Origin of the sequence: Iodobacter arcticus (assembly GCF_042664895.1) — a bacterium.
Classification (GTDB): Bacteria; Pseudomonadota; Gammaproteobacteria; order Burkholderiales; family Chitinibacteraceae; genus Iodobacter; species Iodobacter arcticus.
In genome coordinates this window covers 1-18567 of the sequence record NZ_JBHTBQ010000010.1, presented here as the reverse complement: position 1 = coordinate 18567, position 18567 = coordinate 1, and the positions used below count along the sequence as shown (strand labels likewise).

Sequence of the window (18567 nt, the reverse complement as noted above, 5' to 3'; positions counted from 1 at the left end):
ACAAGGATTGCTCAATACCAACAAAACGGGCGACCCCCTAAGGAGTCGCCCGTTTTGTTTACAAGCCTGCGCTGTAAGTAAGCTTATAGCTTAGCTTCCAGCCATGCCGGAACACTTTCAAGTGCGGTAGCTAGGTTTTCTGGTTCGGTGCCACCCGCTTGGGCTAGGTCTGGCTTGCCGCCGCCTTTACCGCCGACTTGCTGGGCGACGAAGTTGACTAGCTCGCCGGCTTTTACTTTGCCGGTTAGGTCTTTGCTGACGCGGGCGACTAGGCTGACTTTGCCATCGCTTACGTTGGCGAGCAGGGCGATGCCGCTTTGTAGGCGATCCATGAGTTTGTCGCTCATTTCGCGCAATACGGTGCCTTCTGCGCCTTCCACCACGGCGGCGAGGCATTTGATACCGTTGATGCTGCGTAAGGCCCCACCAATTAGGCTATCTAGCTGGGCAAAGGCCATTTGGCCTTTTAGATTTTGTACTTCTTTCTGGGCCAGTTTTAGCTCGGCTTGCAGTCTTTCAAGTTTACTGACTAATTCGCCTGGCTTAGATTGCGTCATCGCGGCGAGGGCTTTGATTTCGCTGTCTTGCGCTTGAATCAGCGCTAAAGCGGCTTCGCCAGTGATGGCTTCAATGCGGCGTATCCCTGCCGCAATGCCGCTTTCGGCCACGATTTTAAATAGGCCGATGTCGCCTGTGCGGCCAACGTGCGTGCCGCCGCATAGCTCGGTAGAGAATTCGCCCATTTTTAACACGCGTACATCGTCGCCATATTTTTCGCCAAATAGCGCCATGGCACCGGCAGCGATGGCATCGTCAAAGCTCATTTGGGCAGCAGAAACGGCGTCGTTGCGCATGATTTCTTCGTTGACTAAGGCTTCAATTTGGGCGATTTCAGCATGCGTGACTGGTTTTGGCTGGCTAAAGTCAAAACGGGTGCGCTCAAAGGTGACTAGCGAGCCTTTTTGCTCCACATGCGTGCCAAGTACGGTGCGCAGTGCGGCGTGCAGCAGGTGGGTGGCGCTATGGTTGCGTTGGCTGGCTTGGCGTTTGGCTAAATCAATGCTGGCGGTGACGGCGTCGCCTACTTTTAGATTGCCGTTGCTTACCGTGCCTTGATGACCAAACACATCTGATTTCACTTTTTGCGTGTCAGTCACGTCAAACAGGATATCGTCAGCGGCACGAATGCGGCCTACGTCACCGGCTTGGCCGCCTGATTCGGCGTAAAACGGCGTGTGATCCAGTACCACCACGCCTGTTTCACCTGCGTTTAATACTTCAACCGGCTCGCTGCCACGGTAGAGCGCTAATACTTTGGCGGCATGGCTGCTTTCGGTGTAACCGTGGAAACAGCTGGCGGCTCCGTCGTAGACTAGGCCGGTTACGGCTTTAAACTGACCGGCTGCTTTGGATTGTGCGCGTTGGGTGTTCAGCGCCACTTCAAAGCCTTCCATGTCGACGCTGACATTACGCTCGCGGCATACGTCAGCGGTTAAGTCGATTGGGAAGCCATAGGTGTCAGAGAGTTTGAAGGCGGTTGCGCCATCGAGGATGGTTTTGCCACCCGCCAGTGCGGTGTCGAGCAGGGCCATGCCGTTTTCTAGCGTTTTGGCGAACAGCTCTTCTTCGTATTTCAGCGTTTCTTCGATCAGCGTTTGTTTTTGCGCTAATTCCGGGTAGGCGTGGCCCATTTCGGCAACGAGCGCTGCAACCAGGGTAAAGAAAAATGATTTCTTCTGGCCCAGTTTATAGCCATGACGTACAGCGCGGCGGATGATGCGGCGCAATACATAGCCACGGCCTTCATTGCTTGGCAATACACCGTCAGCAATCAGGAAGGAACAAGCGCGGATATGGTCAGCAATGACCTTAAGCGACGGCGTGGTCTGATTGTAAGGCACGCCAGTTGCCTCTGCTGCGGCTTGCAGTAGGGTTACGAAGGAGTCTGTTTCGTAGTTGGTATGTACTTTTTGCAGTACGGCGGACAGGCGTTCTAGCCCCATGCCGGTATCAACCGATGGCTTAGGCAGCGGGTGCATTACGCCGTCTGCATCGCGGTTGAATTGCATAAATACGTTGTTCCAGATTTCTACAAAGCGATCGCCGTCTTCTTCCGGGCTACCCGGAGGGCCGCCCCAGATATGATCGCCGTGATCGTAGAAAATCTCGGTACAAGGACCACAAGGGCCAGTGTCGCCCATGGCCCAGAAATTATCTGAGGCAAAAGCGCCGCCTTTGTTATCGCCAATGCGGATGATCTTGTCCGCGGACACACCCATATCTTTATTCCAGATTTCAAACGCTTCGTCATCCGAGGCGTAAACCGTGACTAGCAGTTTTTCCTTGGGAATGGCGAGCCACTCAGGGCCGGTCAGAAATTCCCAAGCGTAATGAATCGCATCATGCTTGAAATAATCGCCAAAGCTAAAGTTGCCGAGCATTTCAAAGAAAGTGTGGTGGCGTGCGGTGTAGCCTACGTTTTCTAAGTCGTTGTGCTTGCCGCCAGCGCGTAAGCATTTTTGGCTGGTGGTGGCACGCGTGTAATTGCGCTTATCAAAGCCCAGAAACACATCTTTAAATTGCACCATGCCGGCCACGGTAAACATGATCGTTGGATCGTTCCCTGGCACTAGTGGGCTGGAGTTAACGACTTGGTGGCCTTTAGAGGCAAAGAAGTCGAGGAATTTCTGGCGGATTTCGTTTGATTTCATAGTGTGTAGGGTCGGTATTCGGTGAATACGAAAGCACCAATTCTAAATGAAAGCCCACCATCAGGGTAGCGCCCTGTTAATAAGGGGGTGAGCTTGCAGCTGGGCGAGTGAATCTGACTGCTTGCTGGCGTATTTTTGATGCCAAAAGCATGTTGGTAAGGAGCAAGGCTTGGTTTGTTTCTTGGGCTGATCCGCCATACAAAGTGCTCTTTATTACTCGAACAATGTTGTATGGCGTTGCCTACGAGGGGGTACTGTGAATGCTATTTAAGCCTTTGCAACGGTCGCTGGCCCAGTACGATTTAGCAGCCATGCGCCTGTACCACATGCGGCGAGCAGGGTGAGCAAGGGGAGTGCGCTGTTGTCGTGCCACAAGCCCATTAATAAACCGGCCAGTGTGGCGCAGCCAAATTGCAAGGTGCCGAGCAGGGCAGAGGCCAGCCCGGCTTGTTTGCTTTGGTATTGCAAAGCCATTGCCGAGGTGTTGGGGGTGATAAAGCCCATGCTGGTGATAAAAACAAATAAGCCCAGCAGCAATAGTGGGAAATTGAGCAGGCCAAATATTTGTAGTAAAAACAGGCTTAACCCGGAAATAGCCGGCAAATAGAGCGCGCGCCTGAGCAGATTAGCGGAGCTGTGGTTTTTAAGAGCGCGCACATTAAATTGGCTGCTGATAATAAAGCCCGCTGCATTGCTACCAAAGATCCAGCCAAAGTGCTCGGCGGGTACACCGAATAACTCGATAATAATATAAGGCGATGCGGCGATATAGCCAAAGAAGCCGCCCATAATCAGCGAGCCCGTCAGCGTATGGCGCATAAATGCTTTATCGCGGATCAGGGTGGCATAGCCGGTTAAAACTTTGCCTAATTCAAGTGCTGGGCTGTGTTGGGTGTTGTGCGTTTCTTTAAAAAAGAAATGCACATTAATGAAGCAAATGAGCGCAAACAGCATTTGAAAAGCAAAAATCGCTCGCCAGCCCAGCGTGGTCACCACCCAGCCGCCCACAATCGGTGCCAAAATCGGCGCCAGCCCCATGATCAACATGAGGGTAGAAAAAGCTTTGGCCATTTCCTGCACATTGCAGCGATCCCTGACTACGGCCCGAGAAATCACCATCCCCGCGCAACCGCCAAGCGCTTGTAAAAAGCGCAGAGCAATCAGTTGATTGATATCTGTGACAAAGACGCAGCCGATGGAGGCCAGAATATAAATCGCCAGGCCAAAGTAGAGCGGAGGCTTACGGCCAAAACGATCGCTAAACGGGCCATAAATAGCCTGCCCAATGGCTAAGCCAATAAAAAAGCTGGCAAGTGTGAGCTGCACCGAGCCGGGAGTCGCGCCCAAACTATGTGAAATAGCAGGAAAGCTGGGTAAATACATATCAATGGAAAGCGGGCCAAGTGCGGTAAGTGCACCCAGTAAGAGCAGCCAAGGCGGGAAATAGCGCATGCGTTGTGCTTCTTTAAATGAAGGGAAGGGTACCGTTTTTTGTGCGGACTACTACAGGATTTTTCCTACAGCAGTAAAAGAATTATCTCATTTTAATTGAGCCTGTGCTGACGTGTGATTTAAATTTTATGAGCATAAAATTGCATCTGTCGGTGGCGTTAATGCCATATGGCTATCTGTCTATATGTGGCTCATTAATCCTTAATTATTTTATTTGGAATAAATATTATGAAATTGAAATCTATTGTGCCCGTGATGGCGTGTTCGATGTTGTTTGCAGGCTCTGTATTCGCTGCGGATGAGGGTGGTGGTAGTGTTAAATTTGAAGGTTCGATTATTGATGCGCCATGCTCAATTTCAGCTTCCACACAAAATCAAATTATTCCTATGGGCGCTATTTCAAATAAATCAATTATTTCAAAGGATGGTAAGCTTAAATCTAACTTCACAATCAAGTTAGAAGATTGCACTGTTGCAACTAAAAAGAATGTAACTATTACTTTTAGTGGGCCAGCTAAAGATGGCTTGTTGGCGCTTGAGGGAAGCGCTAAAGGGGCAGGTATTCAGATCGACGATTCTTATGGTGTTCCAATGGTGTTGGGTACAGCGAGTGCCGCAGTTCCAATGCTAGCGGGTGAGAATGATTTAAAATTTAATGCCTACTTGAAGCCTACTGGGGAGGCGGGGAAGGAGGCTGTTATACCTGGTGACTTCATTGCGACAGTGACGTTTACATTAAATTATCTATAATATTATTTTTTAAATTAACATTAATTGGCTTTAATTAAATGTTGCTTAAGTTTTTGTGTGGGTAACAGCTAGAAAAATTATCGCTTATTTTGTTAATACTCTGTGTAAAAGGGTGCATAACGAGGTTCTTGTTTTGCACCCAATACAATCCCGTATTTTTCTTAATTAAAATTGATGCTTAGAGTGCTTGGCTAATGCCAAGGCCGCGCTGTTCTTGATTGTTTTTATCAGGGGTGAGGCTGGCTATGCTCTGGCTTTCTCTTTCGCATAAAGTTCAGATCTATTTAATTTAACAATTAAGTGGTTCGTTTGAAAAATATATTTTTTTGTTGTGTGGTTTTTTTGTATTGGGCTATTGATAAAAATAGCGTTTACAGTGAGTATTAATTTCACCATGCATTGTTTGTTGTGGTTTTAAATTAACCATCATTTTGCTCGCTAATATATAGGGCCATACTGACTGGTAATATTAAATTATTGCTATATTACTGTGTTTTTTTATAAAAGAGGGGATGAGGTGTTTAATAGAAAACTACTGGGTGCTATTTTATTTATTCCCACTATATGTTGCGCTGTAGAATTTAATGTTGGCGTATTAGATGCTGTTGATCGCGAAAATATTGATTTGTCTGTGTTCTCTAAAGTGGGTTATGTTTTGCCAGGGCGATATATATTAGGAATTAAATCAAATAATTTTTTAATTCCTGAATTGCCAGTGATGTTTCACTACCGTGGATTAGCAGAAGAAAGCGCAGAGGCCTGTATTACGCCTGATGTGCTTGCTAAGTTAGGCTTAAAAGATGAATCGATTAAGTTAATTTCATACTGGCATAATGGCGAGTGTGCTGATTTTAGTGAGTTGAAAGGTGTAGGTCTTCGTAATGCTATTAATGAGGGCTATATTGCGCTTGGCATTCCTTTGGCTTATATGGAATATGCGGATGTAGATTGGGTTCCCCCGGCTTTTTGGGATGATGGATTGCCAAGTTTGATGCTGGATTATAGTGCCACTGCTTATGAGTCAAGATTTAAAAATAAGCCTATTGAGCGGAAGCTAAGTATGTATGGAACGCTAGGTGCCAATTTGGGGGCATGGCGTTTTAGAGGCGATTTTCAGGGCGGGAATCAAGGAGGGGTAGAAACAGATGAGCGTTTCAATTGGTCGCGTATTTATGCTTACCGAGCATTACCAAGTATCAATTCTACTTTGATTATCGGTGATAATTATCTAGGCTCAGATTTATTTGATTCTTTTCGCTATAGCGGAATCGCGTTAAGTAGCGATGATCGTATGTTGCCCCCTGCATTACAAGGCTATGCACCAGAGATAAGGGGTGTTGCTAAAACAAATGCTAAGGTTACTATTTCCCAAAATGCAAATATTTTGTATGAAACTATTGTTCCTGCAGGACCATTTAATATTCAAGAATTAGGTCGTGGGGTGCGTGGCCAATTAGAGGTGAGAGTGCTTGAGCAAGACGGCAGTATTCAAACGTTTAGTGTAGATACAGCAACAATTCCTTATTTAACGCGCCCAGGAAGTCTACGGTATAAGGCCGCACTGGGTAAATCGTCGAATTCTGGATATAAATCGGATAAGTCTGGGGGCATATTATTTGGATCTGGTGATTTTTCATGGGGGGTGAGTAATAGTTGGTCTTTGTTCGGTGGATCTATTTTTTCAGAAAAATATAATGCATTTGCCTTGGGTCTTGGCCGAGATTTATATCAATTTGGCGCTTTATCATTGCATGTAACGCGTTCTGCGGCCAATCTTGCCAACGATAACGATCGTCAAGGCTATTCATATCGGCTAAATTATTCAAAACGTTTTGACGATATTGATGGTGATATTGCCTTTTTAGGTTATCGTTTTTCTCAGCATGAATATATGAGTATGAATGAGTTTATAGAAGCGAACAAAGCCCAAGGCAACATTGGAAATAGCAAATCCATGTATACAGTTACGGGTAGTAAAAGTTTTTCTAGTTTTAAAACCTCTGTATATGCATCTTATACTCATCAGGATTATTGGAATATTTTGCCTGAAGAGCGTATTCAATTGTCAATTAACAAAATATTTGATTCTGGTTTCATAAAAGGCATGTCTGCAAGTTTGTCTTTTTCTAAAAATGTAAATAAAAATAGCAATGGCAATATGCTATCAATGAACTTGTCGATACCCATGGGGCAAGGCGCATCAGCGAATTATTCTGCAAGTAGAAATAATGATGTGAATAGTCATGATGTTACATATAGTAATTATCAAAACGACGGAAGTAATTGGCAAATCAGTGCTGGGGTAAGAGATAAAGAAAGTGGTAGTGCTGAATCTGTACGTGGCTATTATGCCCATGAAGGGGCTATGGCGAGCACTACCCTGAGCGTGGGGCATGAAAGTGGCGAGTATTGGTCTGCAGCTGCAACCGTTAGGAGTGCGATAACGATTACCGCAGAAGGCGCAGCTTTGCATCAACAAAGTGTTAATGGTGGCACCAGATTGATGCTCGATACCGCTGGTGTGGGCGGTGTGGCTGTTAATGGTGGTCGCTCTCAAAGCAATTACTGGGGGAAGGCCGTTGTTGGTGATGTAAATAGCTATGCTCGGACCAGCGCTGCAGTGGATGTGAATCAATTGGCTGATGACGTTGAAGTATCAAGCCCCGTTGTGGATGCAACATTAACAGAAGGGGCGGTTGGCTATAGAAAGCTCTCTGTACAGCAGGGAATGAAGCTAATGACTACTCTTACATTGCCAGATGGCAGGTATCTTCCTTTTGGGGCTCAAATTGTAGATGCTAAGGGGCGTATGGCGGGCTTGGTGAGTGACTCAGGTATGGCGTATTTGTCTGGGATAAATTCAGATAGCGAATTTACCGCCACTTGGAGTGATAGTAAATGCCGTGTTTATATTGCAGAAAAATATACCCGTCAAAGTCTGGCCACATTAACGTGTGTGCCCTATTAATAAATGAAAATTAAAGGTAATTATAAAATGAAATCATTCTTTTTTATTTTATTTGCGGCAATATTTAGCGCGCAAGCTTCGGTTGTTAATGCGGCCGTTGGTTTGGATAGAACGCGATTAGTTTATAACGAGCAGGATAAATCGACTAGCCTTAGGATTTTTAATGGGAGCAAGACATTGCCCTATTTGGCACAAGCTTGGTTGGAAAATAAAGACTACAAAAAAGAGGGTATTCCTTTTGCTGTTTTACCCCCATTGCAGCGCTTAGAGGCTGACTCAGAAAGTTTGGTTCGGATTGAAAAAACGGCTTCCGTTGCTGATTTGCCGCAGGACAGAGAAAGTGTTTTTTATTTTAATTTGCGTGAAATACCGCCTAAAAGCGATAAAGAAAACGTAATGCAAATTGCGATGCAGACACAAATTAAAATGTTTTATCGTCCTAAAAGTATTGGTTTGCTTGGTGAGGGCGAATGGCAAAGTCAATTGATTGTAAATAAAGTGACTACAGGTTTTCAGGTGGTAAACCCAACGCCCTATCATATTACAGTAACAAAATTTGCACTTGCAGAAAAAGAGGATTCTATTGCAGAGTTTGCAGGTTTTATGATTGAACCAAAATCAAGCTTAGACTTGCCCATGAAAGATAATAAATTTAATAATTTTGTGCTGACGTATGTTAATGATTATGGTGGACATATAGAGTTGGTGTTTGCATGTGGTGAAGATCAATGTGTGGTAAAAAAATAATTAATTGAAAGTGGATGTACTTAAAGGCGCACAGCGATGAATGATTTTTTTAGGATTGTTTTTTTATGCATTGCAGTGACATATTCTGCATTTTCTTTGGCTGCTATTAATTGTCAATCGGGGTTAACTTCGGCCCCGATTTTAGCCAGTGATATTTTTAAGAGCAATGAAGCAGGAACCGAGGTTCTACCTGGTTGGGGGTTGCCAGGCCAACGCCAGACCGTTATTTGTAGTAATACAAGAGGACAAAAACCTGAGGTTATGCATTTAAGGTCCACTATGGGTGGGTTACCCCTAGGTGTTAATGCTGGCTATTATAAATTGACTGATGATATTGATGTACGTGTTACATATGGTTTAATTCCTGGGTTTACGCCTGCTGGTAATACGGCTCCTTTTTCGCTTGTAAATACTACTACTAGTATAGGCACCATAGAGACTGGAACGTATGTCAACAAATCGATGGATGTGAGTCTGCCAACATATGGCGGCAGGCTTTATTTTAAATTGAGGCGTAAAGTGACGGGAGGCTCCATTAAGATTCCCGCTGGCATTATTGTTTCATCTGTTTTTCTTGCATATGCGGATACAGACGGTGCTGTGTTTTCATCGGTGCCTTATTTGAAATTGCAGACTCAGGCCGCCACGCTAACTTTTCCGTCTAAATGCACAATAAATGCGGGGGCAGATTTAAATATCGATTTTGGCAGTGTTAATTCTGATTTGCTTTCTACTTCTGCTAGTGCATCCGATCGTAATTACAAGGCAATTAATCCAAGTTTTGTTTGTACCGGCTCTGTGGTGGATGCAAGTAGTTTAGCGGTGCGTCTTACGGCTAGTCCATCTACTTTGTCTAACACGCTTATTGCTTCGACAATGGCCGCAGATTTAGGGATTGCTATGATGGCGGCAGGTAAGGTCATTAAGCCGGGCGATTTGTTTCAGGTGTCTTCTACGAGCGGTCGTGGGGCAATTTCTGTAGGTTTTGTGCCAGTCAAGCGAAGTGGTAAAAACGTAAGTGGAAGTTTTACAGCCACAGCCACATTAGTTATTGAGTTTCCATAAGAATGAAATCCATTCTATATTGTGAATTTATCCCTTGTTATTTTAGAGTACATAATGAATAAAATTTTTAATTTTTCATTCTTTATATTGTTCAGTTTACTATTGGGATCAAATGCTTTTGCTGCGGGTGATGTAAATCTTGTGGTTAGATTAAAAGGGAGTGTTTTTATTCCTCCTCGCTGTGTTTTTAATATGGATAAAGATTATAGCGTTGATTTGGGGAAGGTGGATATTCAAAAGGTAGATGGCGAACCATCTATTCAGGTAGATATCCCTCAAAAATGCACCGCTGGTTTGGGGGCTGCTGAGTATATAGTTAGGATTACTGGTACTTTTGTGGGCACTTCTAATGTTTTAATAACTAGTAATAATAATTTGGGCTTAAAGTTATTAGTGAATGACCAGGTTGTAAGAAGTGGGAGTAATTTTTTAGTCAACTCTACAAATGACAAATTGAAACTAAGTATTGCTCCCACTAAATTAGATGCAGCAAAATCATTAGCCCCCGGAAGGTTTTCAGCAAATATTACGATGATTTCCATCATTAGATAAGGTGTTATATTTTGAAACTGCTAATGTATCAAATTTTCTTGTTGGGCTTGTTCATGTTTACACCAAAGCATGCAATGGCAATTAAGGTGAATATTTCCGGAGAATTGCTTGCAAGTCCCTGCATTTTAGCTATAGAAAGTGGTGATCAAACTGTGCGGTTTAATGCCATATCAACTAAGGATTTGTACTCTTCTGGTGTAGCGGGTACAAAAGATTTTAGTTTGATTTTAAAAAATTGTGATCTTAGTATTAGTAAATCAGTTAACATTATTTTTATGGGGAATAAGAGCACTGAGCAGAATGGTTTATTGGCCCTTGATCATGGGTCTATTGCATCAGGTGTGGCAATAGGATTGAAATATAAAAATAATATTTTGCCTTTAGGCTCGTCAACAGGGATGATTGATTTAACTTCAGGTGAGAATGCTATTCAATTTAGTGCATTTGTTCAGGGAGATCCTAGTTCTATTGAAAATAAAACGATTAAAGCTGGGGGCTTTAGTGCGGTAGCAAATTTCACATTAAATTACCCCTAGTGTGGGATTTATATGGCGTTTGAATATGAATATTTTCACCTGTAAGCATTGTTAATTTAAGGTTAAAGTTGGCATAGTTGTTTGGGATGTGATGGACGCTTCACTCATGGATTTTTTATGACAAAAGTTTTAATTGTGGATGATCATCCTGTTGTTCGACTGGCGGTAAAGATGCTGCTTGAACAAAGTGGTTTTGATGTGGTGGGTGAGGCGGATAATGGGGTGGATGCTTGGCAATTGGCCCAGAGTTTAGTGCCTGATGTGCTGGTCTTGGATCTTGCTATTCCCAATCTGGATGGTTTTGAGGTTATTGCTCGAATTCAGAAATCAAAGCTCCCTATTCGGGTTATGGTTTTTTCATCGGGTGAGGCTGAGCAAATGGTGCAGCGCTGTATGCGGGCGGGTGCTTCCGGCTATTTGGGGAAAGATAAAGAAATCACAGATCTAGTTGATGCAATAAAAATGATTATGAAAGGGGTGAGCTATTTTCCAAGTCAGTCATTTTTAGTCCATGCTAGTGACAATGTATTAAAGTCAGAGCATCAAATGCTGAGTAGTTTGTCTAATCGTGAAATGATGATTATGCAGCAGTTGCTTTTGGGGAAAACCAATAAAGAAATGGCCGCTGATATGCTGCTAAGCCCTAAAACGGTAAGTACATATAAGCTTAGAATTTTTACTAAACTGGGAGTGGGTAGTCTTACTGATTTAATAAACATGGTAAGTAGGAATTCATCAGTATGAGTCATGTAAAGTGCCTTATATTTTTTTTATTAGTATTGCTTATGCAACAAGCCAGCTCAAAGGTCCCTTTTGTGGATAAGTTGGTGTTGTCTGAGTATGTCTTTTCTACTATGCATGATGTGCCGCTTGATGAACAAGATTCGCGCTGGTTAAGAGCAAAAAAAACATTAAAACTGGGCGTTGCATTGCCTGATGTGCCTCCTTTTGGTATTACAACTTATGGGCGTGAATTTTCTGGTGTGACTGCAGACTATATCGGTGTGATTGCAGAATCGCTAGGGGTCAGGGTTGAGGTTTATCATTATGCTAATCAAGCGCTCATGCTTGATGCTTTGAAAGCGGGCGAGATTGATTTATTGGATGGCTCGGATTTTTTCTACTCATCCGATGGTGCTTATATTTTTAGTGATCACTATATTGAGAACAACCTTGTTGTTGTAACAAGAAAAAAAGAAGAAAGTCACTTTCCTGAAAATTTAAGTGGCGTAAGTATTGCCGTAGTGCCTGATTACATTCCTTTTTCTGTGTTGAAAAATAAATATTCAAACGCTAATTTTAAATCGTTTTCTTCAGTTAACAATGCGCTTGGCGCGGTGGCCTTTGGCTCGGCTGATCTGATGATTATTGATTTAATATCTGCTAATTATTTAATTAATAATGGTTTTTATAGTTATCTTGAATTACACAGTTTGAGTGATCTTGATTTGGGTAATTATGGTTGTTGTTATGTATTTGGAAAAAATAATATTCAATTGCAGCGGATTATTAATGCTGCACTGAAAGCAATCACAGTGGAGGAAAAGGCAGGGATTGCTCGTAGATGGAATGGCAATGGGATTAATCTTGGCAATAAAAACAAAATTACACTGACTGAATCAGAGCAGCAATGGATAAATAAAAACCCTGTCGTAACGATTGATGTAGGTGACTATATTGCTCCTATATCATATTTTGATATAAATGGTAATTTACAAGGGGTGCTCGGTGATATTTTAAATAAAATAAAACTTAATACAGGTTTGGTTTTTAAAATATCTCGTAGCTCATCTTTGGGCGATACTTTTTCTAAAGCGGAAGATGGTAATATTGATGTTTTTGCACCCCTGTCACGCTCAGTTTCTTTAGAGAAAAAGTTTATATTTAGTCGGCCAATGTTTTCTAGTCAATATGTTTTTGTGATAAAAAAAGGGGTAGCCAGAATTGATGACCTTTCAAAGATGGATGGTTTGAAGCTGGCTATTGTCGATAATGCAGAGTTAATAGAAATATTAAAAATAAAATATCCAAAAATAAAATTAGTACATATGGCAAATGCACTTGAAGCATTGGGATTTACCGCGGCAGGAAAAGTAGATGCCACGGTGGTGACGTTGCCACGGGCTGAGTACTATATTCATAGTCTGTTTGAAAATGAATTGTTTATTTCTTCAATGCTAGATTTGGGTGATGAGCAAGTCCAATATCAACCCGCATTTGCTGTAAAAAAAGAGGCTGTAGAATTGCTTGCTATTTTAGATAAGGCCTTGGCTGCAATTCCTATTGAGGAGCGATTAATGATTCGTAGTCGCTGGCAGGCCCCACCTATGGTGTCTTCAGGTCGCTGGCTTGATCATAAAGCTTTAATTTATAGCATCATAGTCCTTGTTTTTTTCATTATCGTTATTTTTGTGATTTGGAATCTTAGGCTATCAATGGTTGGTAAGCAGAGGGCTATAGTCAATCGTGTATTGCTTGATAAATTGGATCTTTTAGGTGGGGCAATGAATGGTGCACCCTTTCCTATTTATGTTGTTGGGGTTGATGGATTTTTACGGCTTTGTAACGATTTTATGTTGCATAAAATTGGGTTAACACGTGAGTTATTAATCGGTGCTCCAGGTAATGCGAGTTTGCTTCGTTCTTTAGGTCTAAATGATGCAGAGGGGCTTAATACGCTGGATATGGCTTTTCAGCGAGTGCTCAGAGATGGCGTGCCTATGGATTGTACCCTGAGCTGGGGGGAGGGAGATTCCGCTATGATTTGTCATCACTGGATACTCCCTTGCTTTGATTCCATGGGGGTAATTCAAGGCGTAGCCTGTAGCTATGTGGATATTACTGAGCGGGAGCAATTAATTGAGGGATTGAGGGATGCAAAAGAGTTAGCTGATGGAGCAAGCAAAGCAAAGACGACTTTTTTAGCGACAATGAGTCATGAAATTCGTACGCCTATGAATGCCATTATTGGGATGTTGGAACTGGCATTAAAAAAAGCAGACCGGAATGTACTTGATCGTTCTGCGATTGAGGTGGCTTATGGTTCTGCTCAAAGTTTATTAGAGCTGATTGGCGATATCTTGGATGTGGTTAGAATTGAGTCTGGTAGTCTGAGCTTAGCCCCCACAAGAGGGCATTTGCGTGAGTTAGTCGAATCCGTCGTGCGCGTTTTTGATGGTTTGGCTAGGCAAAAGGGTTTGAGTTTGGTTGTGGATTTGGATGTGAGTATTAATAGGGATGTGTTGCTTGATCCTTTACGTTTTAAACAAATACTTTCTAATTTAATTGGGAATGCCATTAAATTCACTCATAAAGGGCGGGTTGACATTCAAGTACTGGGTAAGCCAATCGGGGACGTCTATTTGCAGGTGCAGTTGTTAGTGAAAGATAGTGGTATTGGTATTGCCATGAAAGATCAGCAGCGATTATTTCAGCCTTTTATTCAGGCTAACAATAATGGGCAGAGCACTAGGATAGGCGCTGGCTTAGGCCTGATGATTAGCCGTGAGCTTTGTGAATTGATGGGCGGTGGCTTGGAGCTTACTAGCGAGTTAGGGGTGGGGACTCAGATTCAGGTTAGCCTCACTTTTAATGTGCTAGAACCCGTATTGCCTGGTCAGGGCTGGGTAGAGCAAGGGCCGCAGGAACAAAAGATTCTGACGGTATTAGTGGTGGATGATCACGCTGCGAATCGCTTATTGCTGTGTGAGCAGCTTATCTATCTGGGGCATGGGGTTCGCTCCGCAGAAGATGGTGCAGAGGGGCTGAGTATTTGGAAGGCAAACCACTTTGATGTGGTCATTACAGATTGCAATATGCCTGTGATGAGTGGCTATGAGCTAACTCAAGCGATTCGCAAAGCAGAAAAGATAAGCCGGTTGCCACCATGCCGTGTACTTGGCTATACCGCTAATGCTCAAGAGGAGGAACGTGAGCATTGTAAGGCGGTAGGGATGGATGATTGTATGTTTAAGCCTGTGGGGGTGGATGATTTAGCGAAATACTTAACGAGCTCTGTACTCTCTCCATTGTTATTTTTGGGGGAAGGAAAAAGAGATTACGGTGAGGTTAAAATTGAGCAACTCATGAAGCTAACTGGCAATAATCCTCAATTAGTTGCTCGATTTTTGAATGAGCTAATCAATAATAATAGGGATGATTTAGTTACACTTTTAAATCTTTCTGATGTGGCAGATAAAGTAGGCTTGGGTGGTTTAGCGCATAAAATAAAGGGGGCTGCTCAGGTTGTTAATGCGGGTGAGGTCATGAGGAGCTGTGAGGTGCTGGAGGCTCTTTGTAAATGCGCGCATCAGCCAGAAGAATTAGCCGCTGCGGTTTTTGCCTTGGAAGAGTCCATTTTGGCTTTGGAGTCTTTGCTTTTATCCCATATTGATAGTGGATTAGCAGAGTTTTAAAGCCTATTTCTTGATGGATTTTTATGCTGCAATTCAGCTGGGCCACGTAGGCGTTTGTTTGCATTCAGCGCTGTTTTGGTCCATGAAATTCAGGGTACCTAATGTTTTTGGCAAAAAGAACTAAGGGGGAGTGACAAAGCTTGCAAACCTAATCGGTATAACCGTTGTTCTCTGTGAGGTGTCATTTTTTCTAGGGCTGTCGTACTTTAAAACGAGAGATTTTCTGCATAAAAAAGCGGCTCCATAAAGGGCTAATGCCGTTCACTTAAGCGGTTTTGTTTGAGTTCCCCCTTTGTAAAGGGGGCTAGGGGGGGATTTACAGTTGATGTTGGGCTTGAAATAAGCAAAAAACCCAAGGCAAATCTTCCTCAATCCCCCTTTTTCTAAGGGGGAAGCAAAACCAATACCTTAAGTGAACGGCATTAGCTCCATAAAGGGCCGCTTTTTCAATTTCAAGAGCCGACGGTGATGGGTTTAACTATCACCGGGTTTTACGGTCAGTAAATGTGCTTATATGGCGTTTACTGACTTCCCTCTTTAAGGGTGTGAGGGGCTTAGTACCCAACGGTAAAACGTTGACGACTATGTTGGGCGTTTTCTGCTTCATTGAGCATGGCTACGGCGTAATCCTCTACCGAAATACGGCTTTCACCTTGAGCATCAAGTAGCAATTGATCGCCACCTAAACGGAATTCACCTGTGCGTGCGCCTGGCTCTAAATGAGCAGAGGGGCTGAGCATAGACCAATCTAGCGCGCTTTCTTTGCGCAGTAATTCCAGAGCTGTACGTGCACCCAGTGCTGAGCCTTTCCATTCGGCAGGGAAGCTGGGCGTGTCAACCACTTGCACGCCAGGGGCAACTTCTAAGCTGCCTGCGCCGCCTACGACTAGAAAACGTGGCACAGCCGATGCTTTTACGCTGTTCAGAATGTGCTGAAAGCCATCGACAAAATATTGGTAAACATCGCCAGCCGCATGGCCGCTGAATGCGCTGATCACTAAATCGTGGCCCGCTAATTGGGCAGTCAGGGCGGCTTCGTCATTCACATCTGTTTTGACGGCTGTAAGGGCTGCGTGCGCAGGTAGCTTGCTGATGTTTTGCACCAAGGCGCTGACTTGATGGCCGCGCTCAAGTGCTTCGTTTAATAGCTTAGAGCCGACATAACCTGTTGCGCCGATGATTGCGATTTTCATGGTGTTTCCTTGTGAGGGTCAGTTAAGAGTGAAGCGCTTACTGCTTTGCGACAAAATCAATTAAATCTTGCGGGTTTTGGTACATCAAAGCGCTAGGAACAACAGACAGCTGATTGCCTTTTTGCAGTAAGAGGGTGGGTACGCCACGCAGTCCATTGTCTTGCATCAAGGCTTGAGCCTTCTCTGTTATAGCGCGTAATTCTTTTGGCCAGCCTGCTGAAAAGTTCTGGGCAAATTTTTCGGCATCCAGACCAAACCCCGCCGCCAGCTCAAGAAAAGCCACCGTGTCTTGTGTGCCTTTAGCGTAGCGCAGTTGTTGCACGCGATGTAGTACATCAATGGCCTGTTCGGGCACGGCCTGGCTAATCAGGTAATAGGCTAGGGTGGAGGCGCTTGAATCAAAGGGTGTGTTTAAGTCAGCCAAAATATGGTTTTTATACGCTTGGCTAAATTCTTGGCCTGTCATTTGGGCGATGCGTTGATCGTTGCTCCAGAAGTGGCTTGCCATCTCAGCATTCATCGCTTGTGGATGGGAAAACAGGCCGGTTGGGTGCAATTGCCATTTCAGATTTGTGTGTGCTTTTAAAGCAGAAAGAGCAGGCGCTGCGCCGTAACACCAACCACAAAGAGGATCAAATAAGAGATGTAGCATGTTGTGCGTCCTAAAGAATATGCTGCTATCTTGCCTGTGTTGATTGATTAAATAAATAAGCTAATTAAGAATTGAATGTTTATAAATATGGAACAATGTAGGATGGAGTGATTTTCTTTGAGGGGTTTTACGCATTGTTTTTCGCCGAGGGGGTGCAACCCGCCGGTCATTCTGAATAACGCGTGGGTTGTACCCGTGCCAACCAAAGTCAAAAAGACCTTTTTAGTGCCTTCGGCACGTTGATTTAGGTGCGGGTGTCCCGCTGGACCTTCCTTTCTTGTGTGGCCAAGAAACGAAGCCAAGCCACAACCTCAAAAACACGAAGGCCCCTTCGCTGCGGACAATCGAGTCGGCGGCGGGCGGGATTGGCTCGCTGCCTCGCTCCCTTGCCGAAACCCCGCCCCGCTTGTTCCTCGCTACGGCGTGTATCAAGGGGAATCTAAAGCCCTACGCGAATAGTTGTGATAGCAATCTAGAAAGCTGGTTTTGAAAAAATTTAAAATAAACAACTTAATTTCATAAACCAATAAAAATGGAACAGTCTTATGTTGGATTTAAATCGCCTCGCTACTTTTGTGGCCGTGGTGGAGTCGGGTGGGTTTACGGCTGCGGGCGATAGGCTAGGAATGGCTAAGTCTTTGGTGAGCCAGCAAATCAGCAAGCTGGAATCGCAGCTTGGGGTGGCGCTGCTCACGCGAAGTACACGCAAAGTGCTGCTTACCGAAATCGGCGAGCAGCTTTATGCTGATATTGCCCCGCTGCTGCTGGCGGCGAATGAGGCGCTTGATCGACTGGGGCAGGTGAAGGCATCGGGCCTGCTGCGGATTACGGTGCCGGTGGATTACGCAGGCGCAGTACTTGCCCCGCTTCTGGCCGAGTTTGCTGCATTGCATCCTCAGCTAGAGATTGAATTACTGGCCACCGATGAGGTGCTTGATCTTTTGGCCGAGCGGATTGATGTGGCGTTTCGCTTGGGGCGTTTGCAAGATTCAGCGCTGCATGCCATTAAGCTGGCGCAGTTTGCCGAATGCGTGGTGGCGTCCCCTCTGTGTATGACGAAGTACCCCGCACTGACTCACCCTCAAGAATTTTCCGCGCTTCCTTGGGTGGCGATGACGCGGCTGCAAGCGCCGCTGACTTGGAAGTTTAATCATGGCGATGAATCGTGTACCGTCAGAATGAGGGCGGTGATGCGGGCCAGTGCGCCGTCTTCTGTATTGGCGCTAGTTAGAAGCGGTGCAGGCTTGTCGGTTTTGCCTGATTTTATGGTGGCCGATGATTTGGCAGCGGGGCGCTTAGTGCATCTTTTGCCTGAATGGACTATGCCTGCCGGTGGCATCTATGCCGTTTATCCAAGCGCTCGTTATTTGCCAGCTAAAGTCAGGATTCTGCTTGATTTTATGCGTGCAAGGCGGATGACTTAGGGGGGTAATCCCCCCGTTTTTAAGCTCACTTAAAAGTAGAGGCTAGGCATGTAATGCCAGTTTTTGTTTCGGGGTGATGCCGCCCAATCCCATATGCGGGCG

13 protein-coding genes are annotated in these 18567 nt (G+C 44.5%); 9 read left to right on the top strand and 4 right to left on the bottom strand.

What is annotated here, in order from left to right; genetic code table 11:
• Positions 1–83: 83 nt before the first annotated feature.
• A complete protein-coding gene (alaS, locus tag ACFQNF_RS06135) occupies positions 84–2711 on the bottom strand; it encodes an alanine--tRNA ligase (protein ID WP_380186940.1) in 2628 nt (875 codons plus the stop codon).
• A 267-nt stretch (positions 2712–2978) separates the two neighbouring features.
• The gene (locus ACFQNF_RS06130) at positions 2979–4163 is read right to left on the bottom strand and encodes a Bcr/CflA family multidrug efflux MFS transporter (protein ID WP_380186938.1); all 1185 of its coding nucleotides are present in this window, start codon (positions 4161–4163) and stop codon (positions 2979–2981) included.
• A 228-nt stretch (positions 4164–4391) separates the two neighbouring features.
• Here ACFQNF_RS06130 and ACFQNF_RS06125 point away from each other — a divergent pair, with 228 nt between their 5' ends.
• From ACFQNF_RS06125 to ACFQNF_RS06090, 8 genes are all read left to right on the top strand, one after another.
• A complete protein-coding gene (locus tag ACFQNF_RS06125) occupies positions 4392–4913 on the top strand; it encodes a fimbrial protein (RefSeq protein ID WP_380186936.1) in 522 nt (173 codons plus the stop codon).
• A gap of 517 nt (positions 4914–5430) precedes the next feature.
• Positions 5431–7881, top strand: coding sequence for a fimbria/pilus outer membrane usher protein (locus tag ACFQNF_RS06120; RefSeq protein ID WP_380186935.1), 2451 nt, complete (start codon positions 5431–5433; stop codon positions 7879–7881).
• A gap of 27 nt (positions 7882–7908) precedes the next feature.
• A complete protein-coding gene (locus tag ACFQNF_RS06115) occupies positions 7909–8628 on the top strand; it encodes a fimbrial biogenesis chaperone (RefSeq protein ID WP_380186933.1) in 720 nt (239 codons plus the stop codon).
• Between the two features lie 36 nt (positions 8629–8664).
• The gene (locus tag ACFQNF_RS06110; RefSeq protein WP_380186932.1) at positions 8665–9693 is read left to right on the top strand and encodes a fimbrial protein; all 1029 of its coding nucleotides are present in this window, start codon (positions 8665–8667) and stop codon (positions 9691–9693) included.
• Positions 9694–9747: 54 nt separating this feature from the next.
• Positions 9748–10245, top strand: a complete 498-nt coding sequence (locus ACFQNF_RS06105) for a fimbrial protein (protein WP_380186931.1) — start codon at positions 9748–9750, stop codon at positions 10243–10245.
• 11 nt (positions 10246–10256) lie between these two features.
• Entirely contained in the window at positions 10257–10781 is a 525-nt protein-coding gene (locus tag ACFQNF_RS06100; protein WP_380186930.1) for a fimbrial protein, read from the top strand.
• Between the two features lie 117 nt (positions 10782–10898).
• Positions 10899–11525: a response regulator gene (locus tag ACFQNF_RS06095; RefSeq protein ID WP_380186928.1), complete on the top strand. Its 627-nt coding sequence runs from the start codon at positions 10899–10901 to the stop codon at positions 11523–11525.
• Complete coding sequence (locus tag ACFQNF_RS06090) at positions 11522–15196, top strand: transporter substrate-binding domain-containing protein (RefSeq protein WP_380186926.1); 3675 nt, start codon at positions 11522–11524, stop codon at positions 15194–15196. The genes ACFQNF_RS06095 and ACFQNF_RS06090 overlap by 4 nt, the downstream gene beginning before the upstream one ends.
• Positions 15197–15750: 554 nt before the next feature.
• Here the strand turns inward: ACFQNF_RS06090 and ACFQNF_RS06085 are convergent.
• On the bottom strand, positions 15751–16389 hold the full coding sequence (locus tag ACFQNF_RS06085; RefSeq protein WP_380186924.1) for an NAD(P)-dependent oxidoreductase: 639 nt from the start codon (positions 16387–16389) through the stop codon (positions 15751–15753).
• A gap of 37 nt (positions 16390–16426) precedes the next feature.
• The gene (locus ACFQNF_RS06080; RefSeq protein WP_380186923.1) at positions 16427–17041 is read right to left on the bottom strand and encodes a DsbA family protein; all 615 of its coding nucleotides are present in this window, start codon (positions 17039–17041) and stop codon (positions 16427–16429) included.
• A 545-nt stretch (positions 17042–17586) separates the two neighbouring features.
• On the opposite strand from ACFQNF_RS06080, the gene ACFQNF_RS06075 reads away from it, so the two are divergent.
• Positions 17587–18465 carry a LysR family transcriptional regulator gene (locus ACFQNF_RS06075; protein ID WP_380186921.1) on the top strand — a complete coding sequence of 293 codons (879 nt, stop codon included), beginning with the start codon at positions 17587–17589 and terminating at the stop codon, positions 18463–18465.
• Positions 18466–18567 lie beyond the last annotated feature (102 nt).